Source organism: Sphingorhabdus sp. EL138, assembly GCF_945890115.1.
In the GTDB taxonomy this organism is placed as follows: Bacteria; Pseudomonadota; Alphaproteobacteria; order Sphingomonadales; family Sphingomonadaceae; genus Sphingorhabdus_B.
Window position 1 is genome coordinate 144516 of the sequence record NZ_CAMDCK010000001.1, and the last position, 14570, is coordinate 159085.

The window sequence follows — 14570 nt, forward strand, 5'->3', positions numbered from 1 at the left end:
TCCTCCTAAGCTCTTAAATCAAATTGACCGCGCGCGCTCCGCGGGCGGGTTCCAAATACGGTATCTTCTTCGGGTCTAAGGTCTTCCCAAGCCCCATTCCGCGAGGGTGTCCGGCGTTCCTCCTGAGGGGTCTGCCGCTGGCCAGAGCCGCCTCCGGACCCAGATTGAAGCTCAAAGCGTAGACTGCCCTCGTCCATTCTGACCCCGGCACCGGACAGGTTGCGAACCAGCGTCGGCAGTTCCTGCCGCAACAGATCGTTGGAAGCCGAAGTGGAGGCCGTGATGATCGCCCGAAGTGCTCCGTCCTTCTCGAAAGAGAGACGAACATCGAGTTGGCCGAGTTCCTTCGGGTCAAGCCTGACGCGCATATGCTCTCGCCCATCTTCGATGGACTTACGCATTTCTAACGCGAGCCCTTTCCCTAACCCTTTGGATGTCTGAAGCGCTGGCGCGGTTGGCAGCGCAGCAGGCGGGGTCGGCACAGGCGAACTGGACCGGTCGGTATTGGTAACATTCGCGTCTTGACGGCTTACGCCTGCGTGCGCCGCGCCGGCCTGATTGTCTGGCATCGAGGCTGCGAAACCTGAGGCTTCAATTGGTCGCTGTTGCCCCGTTACGGCAACATTGTCTGCGCGCGGCGCGAGCGCCCCGTCGGGAACAGCGATGTCGGACGCTGCGGCGTTACCATCAGATGCCACTGGCGGCTTGTCTGCCGCCACACGCGATGCGCTCTGAACATTTGGTGCGGCAGCAAGCAATTGCGCGGGTTCACCGAGCAACTCCTGCGCCGCGCTACCCATCTGCTGGGGCAATTCGCTCTCGACCTCTGCCTCGGTGCCGCGCCCGCGCGGCGGCATTGCGGGCGTCGCTGAACGGCTCCCGAGCTGCGGAGGCAGGGGCATGTCATCTGCAGCTCGGAATCTCATGGGCTCGGACCCCGCAGAGATCAGAGCATCGCCCACCTCTGTCGTTGTCGCCGCAGCCTGCATTTGAGCCGGCACGTTTGGCGCAGCGGCTGCTTGAATATCTTGATCCGCCGGCCATTCATCCTCGGAGCTTGCAATCAGGCCAGCGCCTGACAGCAATCCGGGTGTGACTTGGGCAAGGCCCTGAACCTGCAACCCTAAACTAGAAGCATCAACCGCGGTTGCAGGGCCCGGAGCGCCAAGCGTGGATTCCACCGAGGTTAACCCTTGGTCCAGTATCTTCCCCGCATCGTTGATGGCAAGGCCAAAAGCCTGCGCATCTCCTTCAGGCACAACAGCACCGGCCCACTCAATCGGGAGATACGAGACAGAAGGGACGGCAGTTACTGACATGGTTTTACTTTAGATATTTCTATTCAATTCTTATTATAGGACAGATTCATGACGCCGCAGAGAAGGCACCCTCATTTTAACCGATGACACCCAAATTGCGCACACGCATCCGGGCGTGAACTTCATTTTGCGACAGGACCACGGTCGCTGGACGAATGCGCTCCATCACAGAACGGACATAGGGCCTGATGGAGGGGTTAGTCAGCATGCAGGGTAATTGTCCATCTGTTGCCATACGGTCATAGAATTCGCGGACGGTCGTGACAAACGCCTGCAGGGATGAAGGCGCCATCACGAGTTGACGGTCTTCGCCCTGCCCCACCAAGCTTTCGACGAAAGCGTTATCCCAATAGGGTGAAAGCGTGACGACCGGCAGCATGCCATCCTGGGCCTGTGCCGCACAGATTTGGCGCGCCAGCTTGGTTCTCACATGCTCTGTTATCATCGTGACATTCTGCGTGAAAACAGTCGCCTCGGCTACGCCTTCAAGAATCCCGGGAATGTCGCGGATCGAGACGCCCTCATTGAGAAGGTTCTGCAAAATCCGCTGCACACCAGAAATGGAGATACGCGCGGGAATGATGTCCGCAACGAGCTTGGCCGAATCCTTGTGAACCTGCGTAAGGAGCTTCTGCGTCTCTTCATAAGACAGCAGATCCGAAATGTTTTCCTTCACCACTTCTGTGAGATGCGTAGTGATGACCGTGCTGTTATCGACGACGGTAAGTCCGCGAAATCCGGCTTCATCGCGCAGATCTTTGTCGATCCATAAGGCCGGTAGCTTAAACACTGGCTCGGTTGTCACCTCTCCTGGCAGGCCCACATTTTCGCCACCTGGATTGATGATCAAGAGTTTGCCGAGTTTAATTTCGCCTCGGCCGGCCTCGGTTTCACGAATGTTTACAACATATTCGTCGGGGCCGAGCGTCACATTATCGATGATCCGCACCGTCGGGAGGACAAAGCCATATTCCTGTGCCATCTGCCGGCGCAACGCTCGGACTTGATCATCCAGTCGCATCTCCGTGCTCTGATCCGTCAAGAGCGGCAACAACCCATATCCGATTTCGAGCCGGATCGCGTCGATCGCAAGCGTCTCCGAAATATTCTCTTCGACGGGTCCCTCAACTGACTCTGCCAAAACAGCTTCCTCGCGCGCTGCTTCCCGCTCCTGCTTGTTCTTGCTCAGTTGCCACGCGGCAAAACCCGCAGCGGCGCCAAGTGAAGCAAAGGGGAGAAAGGGCAGTCCCGGAAGCAGCGAAAAGCCAATCATAAGGGCCGATACAAGGCCATATGCCATGGGATGCCTAGTGAACTGCTCGACAAGAGCGCCTGATGCCTTTCCAGCCTCCCCCCCCTTTGTCACAAGCAAGCCTGAAGCGATCGAGACGATCAAGGCAGGGATTTGTGTTACTAGCCCATCGCCAACTGTAAGGAGCGTATAAACTTGGAAGGCTTCACCAACGGGAAGGTCATGGACAAACACACCTAAGATGAGCCCAACTATGATATTGACCGCCGTGATCAGCAGACCGGCTACGGCATCGCCCTTAACAAATTTGGACGCACCGTCCATGGCCCCGAAAAAGGAGCTCTCTGCCTCGATCTCAGAGCGCCTTGCTTTCGCCTGCTCCTCGTTAATCATGCCAGCCGAAAGATCGGCGTCGATCGCCATTTGCTTGCCGGGCATAGCATCCAGACTGAAGCGCGCCGATACTTCAGCGATGCGTCCCGAGCCCTTGGTGATGACGACAAAATTGATGACGAGCAGGATCAGGAAGAGCGTAATCCCGATGATGGCTTCTCCGCCCATAAGGAACTCGCCAAATGCGGCGATCACCCCGCCCGCCGCTTCCGGGCCTTCGTGGCCATGCGAGAGGATAAGGCGCGTCGAAGCAATATTGAGACCCAGCCTGAGCATGGTCACGATAAGCAGAATGGTTGGAAAAGCCGCCAGGTCGATTGGCTTTTCGATGAAAAGGGCTGTCAGCAGGATCAGAACGGAAACCGTGATTGAAAGCGAGAGCCCAATATCAAGTAACCAGGTCGGAATGGGCAACACCAGCAGTGAGATGATTGCAATGACGGCAAGCGCCAGAGCCATATCCCGTCCAGCGCCCAAACGGTGCGCGATCTGATTGAGCAACCCATTCATAAAATAATCCTTATCGTTCGCCCGCCGATGATCAGGCGATTGGGATTCCAGCCTCGACGAAGCTCTTCAGCTTGTTGCGCATGGTGCGCACGGAGATCCCTAAGATTGAGGAAGCCGCAGTGCGGTTTCCGCTACAATGCTGCAGCGTCTGCAGGATCAAATCCCGCTCCACGTCCGCCATGCACCTTCCCACCATGTTGCCCGACAAAGGTGTCGGCGTTGCTGCAGGTTGCAGGAGCAAAGGGGTACCATCCGCAAGTGTCAGATGCTCGGGTGCAAGTTCGCGGCCGCGCGAGAGAATAACGCCGCGCAGCATCACATGCTCAAGCTCCTGAACATTGCCCGGCCAAGGTTGCACTTGGAGAATGGCCAGTGCTTGTGAAGAGACCGGGCGGATGTCGAAACCGTTAAGGCGCGCAAAGCGCTCTGCAAAATACTGTGCCAGCACAGAGGTGTCCTCGGGCCTGTCACGCAGCGGCGATATTTTGATGTTTACCAAACTGAGTTGCTGATACAGCTCCTCAAGAAAGCTGCCTTCATCTACCCGTTGGGCTAGGTCTTTCTGCGACCCTGCAACAAGACGGATATCAACATTCTGATATATATCGGTACCAAGACGCCGTATCCGCCTAGTTTCGAGTAATTCGAGCAGGCTGGCCTGGACCAAGGGATCAAGCGCATCAATGTTACGAAGGTAGATTGTGCCACCGCTTGCCTGTTCAATTCTGCCTGCCCTTTTGGCAACTGCCCCATCGAATGCGCCCGGCTCCTGACCAAAAAGTTCCGCCATGATATGCTCGGCGTTGGCCGCTGCGCAGTTCACCACAACAAAGCGCCCGCCGCGGCCAGAGAAATTGTGAACGATCCGAGCAAGCATCTCCTTGCCATTCCCGCGCTCACCTACCAGAAGTACCGGCAAAGGCGACTTGCTCATGGCAAGCGCGAAATCGAGTGATTGGCGGAAAGGTGCGGACACACCGACAACATCCACCGACCGCATTGAGACAGACAGAATTGCTGCCCCAATAAGGTCTGCATCTGGTGGAAGCGAAACATAATCCTGCGCACCAGCGTGAATGGCCGCCACAGCTTGTTCCGCTGGTGCATCGACACCGCACGCAATCACCGGGACCAGCATACGCTCGGCACGCAATTGAGCGATGAAACGTGCAACGTCGCACCCGACGTCGACCATAACCAAATCAGCTCCGACTTCGCGAAGTATCGCCACAGCATCATCAGGAGATGGAACGATCTGGACGGCTGCGCCGACTGTGTCAGCCAGCTTAGCTGCAGTCCTAAACTCAGCTCGATCCGAACCGACAAGGAGCATCCGGACCGGGACTTTAAGGCCGAACGACATCAGTTGACCTGCCGGACCATTTCGGTGAGCGCAACGCCCAGCAATCCATCTGTTAGGACGACTTCACCGCGCGCAATAAGCCGATTGTTGACCCATACATCGATCGGCTCACCTGCTCTACGGTCAAGGTCAATGACATCGCCCGAGCGCATCCGCATCAGTTCACCGACATTGACCTTGGTCTTGCCCAGCACTGCTTGGATCTTAACCACCACATTATGAACGGGCTCAAGGTTCAGCTGAGCGTCAGTTGCCGAAAACTGGTCACTCTCTTCCAATGCCTGTCCCGATATCTCAGGCAGCTGTGGAAGTTCAAATTCAGTCGTAGAGTCTTGATCATCTTCCATTACATTATCCATTCAGCCACTGGCGGAACACGTTGGCGGCGGCAGTCGGATCAGTGGCAACACGGCTACCCAACTGGCTAATTACTGCGGCTTTCTTCGTCGCGGCGGCCTCTTCGGCCATACGGAGGGCATCTCCCCTCGCCTGATCGCTTAAGGCGTTCTGGGCGTCGGCAAATACGGCGTTGAGGCTTGAATCGCCCTCAAGAGGGCCCGCTGCGGCCAGCTGAAACTGCCCTTGTTCGCTGCCACCGCCGCGGCTGCGCAGGATGCGCAGGACCACAATACCCGCACCCGCGATGATGATGAGCTTCAATACGCTGATGATCTGATCCATATTGATGCCGAACGGGAGCGCCGTGCTGACCTCTGCTACGTCCTCGGCCTTTGCGAATGCCATGCTTTCAACAATCACACTGTCGCCTCGCTCCGTGACGGCACCTACGGAATTCTCGACGAGACGGGTGACCTGCTGGATCTGCGGCTTCGGAACTCCGGCTTTACCGCCATCAATTGTGACAGCGACTGTAAGGCGCTTCACGCTTCCGGGCGCATTGACCAACACTTTGCGGGTGACACTGTTCTGATAAGTTGTGTCCTCTGAAGTCTGGTTGCTCTGGGTGGCGCGACTGCTGCCCGCAGCGCCGTCGGTGGCGTTTTCGGGAAGCTGGTTCGACACAGTCGTTCCCGAAGGCTGCGAATTCTGACCCTCGGTATTTTGGTCGGCGGATTCTACACTGACTTGACGTTGAATGACCTGATTTTCGGGATCGTAGACTTCGGTTTCTTCGCGGGTTTGAGACCGTTCGAGTTGAACTGAAACCTCGGCACGAACCTTTCCTGCCCCATAAATTGGCTCCAACAAGGATTCGATCTGTGAGCGCAGGCGCGCGGCGACCGCAGTCTGCTGCTGCTCCAAGTCGCCACCGCCGTCCGACCCAGGTTCCCCCGCCCGCGCCAGCAAGGCACCCGTCTGATCCACGATAGAAACATTGTCCGGTAGCAGCTCGGGAACCGCCGATGATACCAAGTAGCGAATGGAATTGATCTGTTCCGGCTTCAGCCGCCCAAGCGTTTTGAGCGTTACAGACGCGGTCGATTTTCGCGGTTCACTTGCAAAGAGTTCCCGCTCGGGCATCACGATCTGCACGCGAGCGCCAGATACGGAATCTAGCGTCTGTATGGATTTGGCCAATTCACCTTCGATTGCGCGCGTTTCGTTCATTTTAGCGCGGGAAGCGGAGACGCCAAAAGGCTGTTCTGCATCTAGGACATCATAGCCTATCTTGGCGCCAAGCTGCTGCGAGGCGAGGCTCATGCGCAGTTCCGCCATGCGGTCGCGCGGCACCATGAGCGCCGTTCCATCTGCGGCCACCTGATAAGGAACATTCTGGCTCTTGAGCTGATCAGCGATCTGGCTCGCAGCGCCAGGTTCAAGGCCAGTGTACAGGAAGCCCATCTCAGGGGACGAGCCCCGAAAGGCGACATAGCCCAGCACTGCCAGCATTAAGGCAGCAACTGCCCCCATTACGAGGAGCCGCCCCCTGCCCATCTGTCCCAGAAAATTTAAAATACTTTGCACGCCTGGGTTATCCGTCCTTCGGTTTCTCTCTTCCATCATAGGAAGAAAGTGACACAACCGAGCACGCAGCTAGGCAAATTTTGCCTTATGCCGTCATCAAGCCTCAAATTCAGCGTCGTCTGGGAGAATCACCGCCAGGGTTTCGGCCATGGTTGCGCGGCGTGTCGGCCCGTCGATCTTGAGGCCACCTGCGCCCCAAGAGAGCAGCGCGTCGCCAAGGCTGATTTCCGCATTGCCGTAGATATTGATCTCGCAGGCCTTTCGGCTTGCCTCGTCGGCGCGCGGAAAGTTGGACTGCAACGGCTCAACGAGCGTAGGATGCACTTCTACATCTATCGTCTGCAACTGGTGCATCTCGCCAAGCAATTCTGAGATGGCTGTGGAAACGGGGCCGAGAGGGGCAGTCCGCAAAGCTTGGCCAGCCAGAAACTCACCCGTGGCCAAGGCAAGAGAGGCACTGTCTCGCACAACCGCCTCGAACCGCCGCTCAACGGTTTCACCCAGTTGCTCAATCGACGATTGGATGGCATCGGTTGCAGCCAGAACGCACCCCGGCAGCTCTCGCCGCGCCTGCTCCAAACCAGCCCTCTCGCCCTCGATACGCGCCTTTTCGACTAGAACCCGCAGGTCCACAAGTGTCTGCTCAAGCTGCCCTTCAAGGTTCGCGACCAGCAACCGCAATTGATGGTCATTGAGGCCGGCTGTGCCGATCCGGCCGCCATTATGGTTAGCAGCACTGGTAACAAGCGTCCCGAAGGTGAACCGTTGAGGCTGTGGTGTGTCAGGCATATCCATGTGCAATCAGTATACCAGACCGTCGTCGTTACGCGGATCGATCAGGACGATCTCGCCGCGGTCGGCCAGCGTCTTGGCAACACGCACCAGATTGGCCTGCGCCGCTTCACAATCCCGCGCACGCACAGGCCCCATGGCCTGCATTTCTTCGCGCATCAGTTTTGCGGCACGCTCCGTCATGGCGCTGAAGAACTTCTGTTTGACCTCGTCGTCCACAGGCTTGAGCGCGAGTGCGAGATCGCGCTTCTCTGCCGTGCGGATGATAGCCTGAATAGCTTCGGGCAAAAGCCCGAGCAGGTCAGTGAAGGTGAACATCAATGCCCTAATCTTCTCTGCATCATCCTCAGAGAGCTTTTCAAGGTCCCCCAGCATGAATTCACCCGTCTTGACGTCGAGGGAGTTGAACATCTCCGCCAGCGCTTCGTGAGAATTGCGGCGCTGTGTCCTCGCCAGATTGTTCATGAACTCCTGACGCAGGGTCTCCTCAACGCGCTTCAACACATCGCTTTGCACTGTATCAATATTCAGCATCCGGTATAGGACGTCCGCCATTATTTCTCTGGGCAGTGTCTGGATCACACGCGCAGAATGCGAAGGCTCTAGGTTATGGAGGATCAAAGCCACCGTTTGGGGATTCTCATTTTTCAGATAGCTTGCAAGCACACTATCACTGACATTGGACAGCTTGTCCCAGACCGTTCGGCCTGAAGGTCCGCGAATGTCCGACATGATCTCGCCAAGCTGGTCCTCGGAAAAAAAATCTCCCAGCCAGTTCTCCGCAGCCTCCATAGATCCGTAAAGCCCAGATCCGCCGCCAAGTTCCCCGGAAAACCGCGCCAGAAAATGCTCGACAATGGTGGTGGGAACACGGCCGAGACTGGCAATCCCGGCAGACACTTCTTTGATCTCTTCGACACTGAGTTGGTCCCAGATCGGCGCGAACTTGTCCTTGCCCATTGCAAGCATGAGTGCAGCTGCCCTTTGCGGGCCACTAAACTGCCTAAGTTCGGCCAGTTCTGACGGCGCAGCCGCTTCGCTCATAACATTACCTCAAAAAGTTGCTGTTTCGGGCTCGGGATGCCCATCTCCTTCCTATTATAGGACAGTAGGCTTCATCCGTGCGGGATGATAGACGGTAGTTTTTTGGATGCGTTGGCTATGGCATTAAATGTCGCCTTTTCAGTGCTTGGAGGCTCATCATCTTCAGCGGATACATTTGCGTCGAGCAATTCCCTCATGAGGTCGCTGGGGCAGAACCTGATAACGCCCAACGAACAACCTGAAACGGCGGCTGTCCTCAGGGCCAAGGCCCTGTTCACGGCTCCGGTTGTTCTTCCTCCTTGGCTTAATGCCAACGGCAACCCCGCTTCCTCGCCGACGCTGTCAGCCGTCAAGTCGCTCAAAACGTTCGTAGATCCCAAGGTTGATTCAACCCTGCCGGTCGATCTGCAGCAGGCCTTTACCGCTTATCGTGCGCTTGACCGGATGAAAGTCCTTGCCAAGGCCGCGACATCGACTGGGCTGTCAGCCACAGAACGGTCCGCGCTGGATCAACAGTTTAAAAAGGGCCTTACCGACCTTCGCGGCTATCTTTCATCGGTTTCGCCTGATAAGTTGAAGATGTATTTCGATGCTCCAAGCAGGCTTGCGGTGTCAAGCGTGATCCCGCGCAGCACATTGCCAACGACCCATATTCTGAAGGGCGCGCTTCCCACGCGGACCACGGCGATCGACACTCTAACAGGAACCGAGGTCGTCAACCTGAACGTTGTGAAGGCCGGTCGTACCTATCAAGTGCAGACTGATCTCAGCACCATCGAACTGCCACGCACGCTCGACAAGATCGCGCGGGCTTTAAACGCGGCGATTGCTGCGGTGCCTGCCACCGCCAGCAATGGCGATCCCGTTATGGGCAATGATGGGCAACCCGTTGGGGCCTTATCTTCCCGATTTAGCGTCAAGTCCGTTGGCGACAAATGGGGTTTGGCTTTGCAGTCGGGGGCCGGTGAAGCGATTTGGGCAACGCCGCCCTCGGATCAAGACGGGCTCATGGTCATATCCTCCCGCCAAACCGGTTCGACAGTCGCCCCCGTGCAGATTGGCCGGATTGACAATCCATTAAATCAAGCCGCCTATCGCACCGCAGCTAGCCTGTCCGCCGTCGACTCCGCGGCCACTGCCCGCGCACAACTGACCAGCAGCAAGGCCGCCGAACTTCAGGCATCCGTCGATGTAAAGGGTGCCGTCACCGATGCTGATGGCAACACCTTCATGCTGGGCCAAACAGCCGGAGCGATGAACGACGTCTCTGCAGCCGGAATGCAGGAGATGTTCCTGCGCAAAGTAAACCCATCTGGTACATTGCTGTGGCAGCGCCCCATCCCGAATGCCTCGGCCACAGATGCAAGCGCCATTGCGCTCACGCCTTCGGGACAAGTGGTGGTTACGGGCAGTGTTAAAGGAGGCAAAGCCGAGGCCTCCGCCAGCAACGGCGACATCTTCGTCGCGCGCTTTTCGGCAGATGGCGCCGAGATGATGCGGCAGACGACGCAGATGGCCGGGGACCAGCGCCCCACCGCCGTGGCGACGGACGCTGCCGGCAATATCTTCGTCACAAGCAAGAACGGTTCGAACGGCAGCATGCTGATCAAATATGATACAACCGGCAATGAAAGCGCCCGAGCCACCTTTGCTAATTCAAACCTAGCCGCGGTTCAGGTTGGGGCTGATGGCCTGCCTATCGTTCTCACCCGCAGCGCGGACAGCACAAGCCTTGTCCAGCGGTTAGATGCGCAACTCAATGCAGTCGGCCAGCCGCTCAACCTCGGGGCAATGCAGCCTTCGGATATGGCAATCGGCCCGGACGGCACGATCGCGGTGAGCGGGACAGTCAGCAGCGACGCCACGGACAGCGATGTGGTCGTGTCACTCATCGATGCCGGCCTGACAGGCGAGCGCAGGGTGACAATCGGCACTGCGGCAAGCGAAAGGGCGGACAGCCTGATCTACGATGACGGCTTCTTCTTTGTTGGAGGCCGAACGGCAGGTATTCTGGGCGAATATCGCACAGGTATCGTCGATGGCTTCGTCGCGAGGATTGATCCACAATCGGCACAAGTCGTCAGCACCACCCAGTTTGGTAAGCCCGGAACCACCACTGGCCCTGTTGCAATCGCAAAATCTGCTGCCTCGTCGAGCACGCTCGAAACGCTAGGCCTAGGCACGGGGCGGCTCACCCCCAACGTCGAAAACCTGCTCGTCAACACCACGCGACTGAAGGTTGGAGACAGCTTCTCGGTAAATCTCGACGGCGGCAAATACAGCAAGATTAGCATTGCACAGGGCGAGACAATCTCGTCTCTGGCCGCCAAAGTCCGCAAGGCGCTCGGTTCAAAGGTAGCTGTCACCACAGTGACCAGTGGCAATGGCCTCACCCTGCGCGTGCAACCAAGCACCGGTCATGCGGTTCAACTGCAGGCAGGGCCTGATGGTCAGGATGCCCTTGCCAAGCTCGGGCTAAAAGTCAGCCGGATTTATACCCCTCCGGCAACCTCGCCCAAAGATCCGGCGGTCGTGCCGGGCGGGCAATATGGCCTTAGTCTTTCCGATGCGATGTCCCTCGGATCTTTGGCCGATGCCAAGACCGCGTTAATGAAGGTAAGCTCTGCCGCATCGATGACGCAGACGGCCTATCGCACCCTGTACTGGGACGCGAACAAGGCCGCTAAGGTCGATGGAACCGGAGCCAATTCGGTCCTGTCGGCAAACCAGAAATCACAGTTGCAGCAATATCAGGCGGCTATCTACCGTCTGGGCGGCTGAGCCGGCCGAAAAGCTAAGGAGCCGAATACATGACAGACCGTCCAGACATTCTCTCAGGAATGCAGCGCGCCCTGCGCCAACTCGACGTACGGCAACGGGTAATTGCTGGCAATCTTGCCAATAGTGACACGCCGGGCTTCAAAGCCCTGGACGTCAAGTCTGACTTTGCCAATATGGTGGATCAGCGCGTGGGGAAGGCAGATAATCCCACTGTAGCCTTAACGGCGCGCATGTCGGAGCTTGGCGCCAAGAGTGGCAATAGCCTTGGGGTGCGGAGCGATGTGATCGTCGATAACAGCGCGACAGAGATCAAGCCCGACGGGAATAGCGTTAACATTGAAGAGCAGATGATGAAAATGTCCCAAATTCAAACAGAATATATCACGTTGATAAATCTTTATAAGAAAAATATATCGTTGTTTAAATCGGCCATTGGCAAATAGCCCAGCCCGCAGGATTAATGAATGACAGATTTTTACAACATAAAATTGTTTTGCGAATTATGTAACGTCACAATTTATGAGGATAAACTTCACCTTGATGATGGAGAAACTTACGCACTTCCATCCGGTGGCACAGTTGCGTCAAAATATTTCCGTGGTGTCGGATGGTGCATGGATTGCAAGGGCGACAAGCTAATTTACGCGCCTTACCCAATCACACAAGCGATCAATGAAATAACCCAGCTACAATCACAGCTTAGTCAGATCACTTCTTCTTGGACCTTCCAGACTTTTGGATTCCTAATGACCTTGACCCGGGCAAGAGCGAAAAAAATTAAACAAAAAATCCTGAAACAGAAAAACATTGTCGAATTTGCCAAGACAAGGGCTGATTATGAACGCCAATATTGCATAGCATGTGGCTCAAGCCACATCATCCCGCTGAGCAAGCGCACCAAATCTATCGAACTTATCACGCACGTATGCGGAGAGGCGGTGGCGTGCCAAATCGATACGGGTTACTACGCGTGGACCAAGGACGACTGACGCGCAACGGCGTCGAGCAGCAGCCAGCCATCTATGTCAAAGTTCAAACCGGACCGGCCTTGACGCAGTTGTGCAGGCGTCTGCTCCGTTAAGTTCGCAAATGCAACGATCTCGGGTCGGTTCAGAACGGGGAAACCGCATCAATCACCTTTTGCCCCCAGCGCATCTTCTGGGCGTCGCTTATCTGACCACGGCCGCCATAGCTGATCCGCGCTTCGGCGATTTGGGTATGCTGGATGCTGTTATCGCGCGCAATATCTTCAGGGCGGATAATTCCAGTTACCGTGAGTTCACGAAGCTCACTATTTACGCGCACCTCCTGACTGCCCCGGACCATGAGGTTGCCGTTGGGCAGAACGTTGGACACAACGGCCGCGACTGTCATGTCGACCTTCTCGCTGCGCGCGATATTTCCGGTGCCTGCTGTCTTGGAACCAGAGTTTGTCCCCAAGAGACTGCCCGGGTCGAGAGACGGTGGCAGCAGCTTTTCCAATCCAAACAGACTGGAAACCCCGGACTTGTCTGATCCATCGCGGGAACGGGTTGTGGAATTGCCTACCGTCGCGCTGTCCGAGATATTGATCTTGATGGTGACGATATCGCCCACCCGGGCAGCGCGCTGGTCCCGAAAGAAGCCGCTGGCACCCGATCGGAATAGCGAGGCTGAAGGTTCTGTCACGACCGCGACATTACCGCGGCGTTCCTCTTGCCCCTGTTGCGCGATAGAAGGCTGTACATTAGGGGTTACCGGCATTTCAGCCTTGCTGAGCGCAGATGATTTGGCCTGACCTGCGACAGGATAGCCCAAGAGGGCTATTCCAACTACGAGCGGTGCAAATTTCTTCATGTTCGAATTCCCTAGTTGCCGGTCAGTAGCCAGCCAGATTCACGATTGCCGGTCCTTGAACCACGGCATCAACAGTGCGATTGCTGACATTGCTGAACACACGTACCGGCATTCCCATCCGTCCGTCGGCAAGCGCCCGCCCGGTGCTGGTGATCAGAATGCCGCCGATCTGCACCCGCAAAGTGACCGGTGCGCCGCGATACACCAATTGCTGCTCGATCACGTCGGACGCGCGCAAAAAGGCACCTTCAGGGATCGCTCGGGCAGCGGCCTTGCCGACGATGGCGTCAAGCGGGAGAAGCCCGCTCGTCGCACGCGCCTGCGTTGTCTGCGTTACAAAATCCTGCTCCGTAAACACTTGGCCACGTTCCACCGCCCGGTTGAGGGCGGGCCAGGGTACGTCCGTCACCACGCTTGCCGCGCGCGGTCCGACGGCGGCAGGCGCCTGCCAGACATCCTGAGCTTGCAAGCTACCAGGCAAAATAGCGAAGGGGATAGCGCCAAGCATTGAGCGCATTAGCCAAAAACGAATAGTCATTTCTACCTCATCTGGCTCGTAGTGGAGAGCATCTCGTCTGCCGTCTTCACAACTCGGCTGTTCATTTCATAAGCTCTCTGCGCCGTAATCAGCGCTGTAATCTCAGAAACCGGATTGACGTTGGACGCCTCAAGAAACCCCTGCACCAGCATTCCATAGCCTGGTTCGCCAGGCGACGCGACTGACGCCTGCCCGGATGCCGCTGTTTCAACAAAGAGATTGCCGCCAAGTGCTTCCAGACCGGCTTCATTTGTGAACGTGGCCAACTGCAGCTGGCCGACTGTCTGCAGTTCCGGTGCATCCGCATTCTTGACCTGAACTTCGCCGGTTTTAGAGATAACCACGTCGACTACACCCTGCGGTATCGCGATGCCCGGTTGCACCCTTAGCCCATCGCTGGTCACAAGCTCGCCCTGATCGGAGACCTGAAACGAACCCGCACGGGTGTAGGCCGTCGCGCCCGTTGGCAAATCGACCTGAAAATAGCCCATGCCATCAATCGCGACGTCAAAACGGTTGCTCGTCTGGGTCAGGGCACCTTGCTCCGCGATCCGGTATATTCCGGCGGTCTTGACCCCTGATCCGATCTGAATACCCGACGGTGCCATTGCGTCCGTGCCAGCGGTCGCGCCCCCCGGGCGCTGTGCCTGCTGATAGAGCAAGTCCTGAAACTCTGCGCGCTGACGCTTAAACGCGGTTGTGTTCATGTTGGCGATATTGTTCGATATAACATCAACATTGGTCTGCTGTGCCTGCATTCCGGTTGCAGCAATTGAAAGTGAACGCATATTGATATTCCTTATGATAAAAAGATAA

13 protein-coding genes are annotated in these 14570 nt (G+C 56.8%); 3 read left to right on the forward strand and 10 right to left on the reverse strand.

Annotation, left to right across the window (positions count from 1 at the left end):
- Window positions 1-5 precede the first annotated feature (5 nt).
- The 7 genes from Q0O07_RS00815 to Q0O07_RS00845 form a co-directional block, all read right to left on the reverse strand.
- Complete coding sequence (locus Q0O07_RS00815) at window positions 6-1319, reverse strand: flagellar hook-length control protein FliK (RefSeq protein WP_295489205.1); 1314 nt, start codon at window positions 1317-1319, stop codon at window positions 6-8.
- Between the two features lie 76 nt (window positions 1320-1395).
- Entirely contained in the window at window positions 1396-3474 is a 2079-nt protein-coding gene (gene flhA, locus Q0O07_RS00820) for a flagellar biosynthesis protein FlhA (protein WP_295489206.1), read from the reverse strand.
- A 31-nt stretch (window positions 3475-3505) separates the two neighbouring features.
- Entirely contained in the window at window positions 3506-4837 is a 1332-nt protein-coding gene (locus tag Q0O07_RS00825) for a sigma-54 dependent transcriptional regulator (protein WP_295489208.1), read from the reverse strand.
- Window positions 4837-5184 carry a FliM/FliN family flagellar motor switch protein gene (locus tag Q0O07_RS00830; protein ID WP_295489210.1) on the reverse strand — a complete coding sequence of 116 codons (348 nt, stop codon included), beginning with the start codon at window positions 5182-5184 and terminating at the stop codon, window positions 4837-4839. Before Q0O07_RS00830 ends, Q0O07_RS00825 begins: the two co-directional genes overlap by 1 nt.
- Before the next feature lie 4 nt (window positions 5185-5188).
- Window positions 5189-6709, reverse strand: a complete 1521-nt coding sequence (gene fliF / locus Q0O07_RS00835; protein WP_295489211.1) for a flagellar basal-body MS-ring/collar protein FliF — start codon at window positions 6707-6709, stop codon at window positions 5189-5191.
- 150 nt (window positions 6710-6859) lie between these two features.
- On the reverse strand, window positions 6860-7552 hold the full coding sequence (locus tag Q0O07_RS00840; protein WP_295489213.1) for a hypothetical protein: 693 nt from the start codon (window positions 7550-7552) through the stop codon (window positions 6860-6862).
- A 12-nt stretch (window positions 7553-7564) separates the two neighbouring features.
- Window positions 7565-8599, reverse strand: coding sequence for a flagellar motor switch protein FliG (locus Q0O07_RS00845; protein WP_295489215.1), 1035 nt, complete (start codon window positions 8597-8599; stop codon window positions 7565-7567).
- 195 nt (window positions 8600-8794) lie between these two features.
- Between Q0O07_RS00845 and Q0O07_RS00850 the strand changes: the two genes are divergently transcribed.
- From Q0O07_RS00850 to Q0O07_RS00860, 3 genes are read left to right on the forward strand one after another with little or no spacing between them, the layout of a single operon-like run.
- Window positions 8795-11380, forward strand: a complete 2586-nt coding sequence (locus tag Q0O07_RS00850; RefSeq protein WP_295489216.1) for a hypothetical protein — start codon at window positions 8795-8797, stop codon at window positions 11378-11380.
- 29 nt (window positions 11381-11409) lie between these two features.
- Window positions 11410-11823: a flagellar basal body rod protein FlgB gene (gene flgB / locus Q0O07_RS00855; protein ID WP_295489218.1), complete on the forward strand. Its 414-nt coding sequence runs from the start codon at window positions 11410-11412 to the stop codon at window positions 11821-11823.
- Window positions 11824-11844: 21 nt separating this feature from the next.
- The gene (locus tag Q0O07_RS00860) at window positions 11845-12369 is read left to right on the forward strand and encodes a hypothetical protein (protein ID WP_295489220.1); all 525 of its coding nucleotides are present in this window, start codon (window positions 11845-11847) and stop codon (window positions 12367-12369) included.
- 121 nt (window positions 12370-12490) lie between these two features.
- Here Q0O07_RS00860 and flgH read toward each other — a convergent pair whose 3' ends face one another.
- Genes flgH through flgG form a run of 3 tightly spaced genes read right to left on the reverse strand, consistent with a single transcriptional unit; the run spans window position 12491 to window position 14542 of the window.
- On the reverse strand, window positions 12491-13216 hold the full coding sequence (flgH, locus tag Q0O07_RS00865; RefSeq protein ID WP_295489221.1) for a flagellar basal body L-ring protein FlgH: 726 nt from the start codon (window positions 13214-13216) through the stop codon (window positions 12491-12493).
- Window positions 13217-13238: 22 nt separating this feature from the next.
- Window positions 13239-13754: a flagellar basal body P-ring formation chaperone FlgA gene (flgA, locus tag Q0O07_RS00870; RefSeq protein ID WP_295489223.1), complete on the reverse strand. Its 516-nt coding sequence runs from the start codon at window positions 13752-13754 to the stop codon at window positions 13239-13241.
- A 2-nt stretch (window positions 13755-13756) separates the two neighbouring features.
- On the reverse strand, window positions 13757-14542 hold the full coding sequence (gene flgG / locus Q0O07_RS00875; protein WP_295489224.1) for a flagellar basal-body rod protein FlgG: 786 nt from the start codon (window positions 14540-14542) through the stop codon (window positions 13757-13759).
- Window positions 14543-14570: the final 28 nt, after the last annotated feature.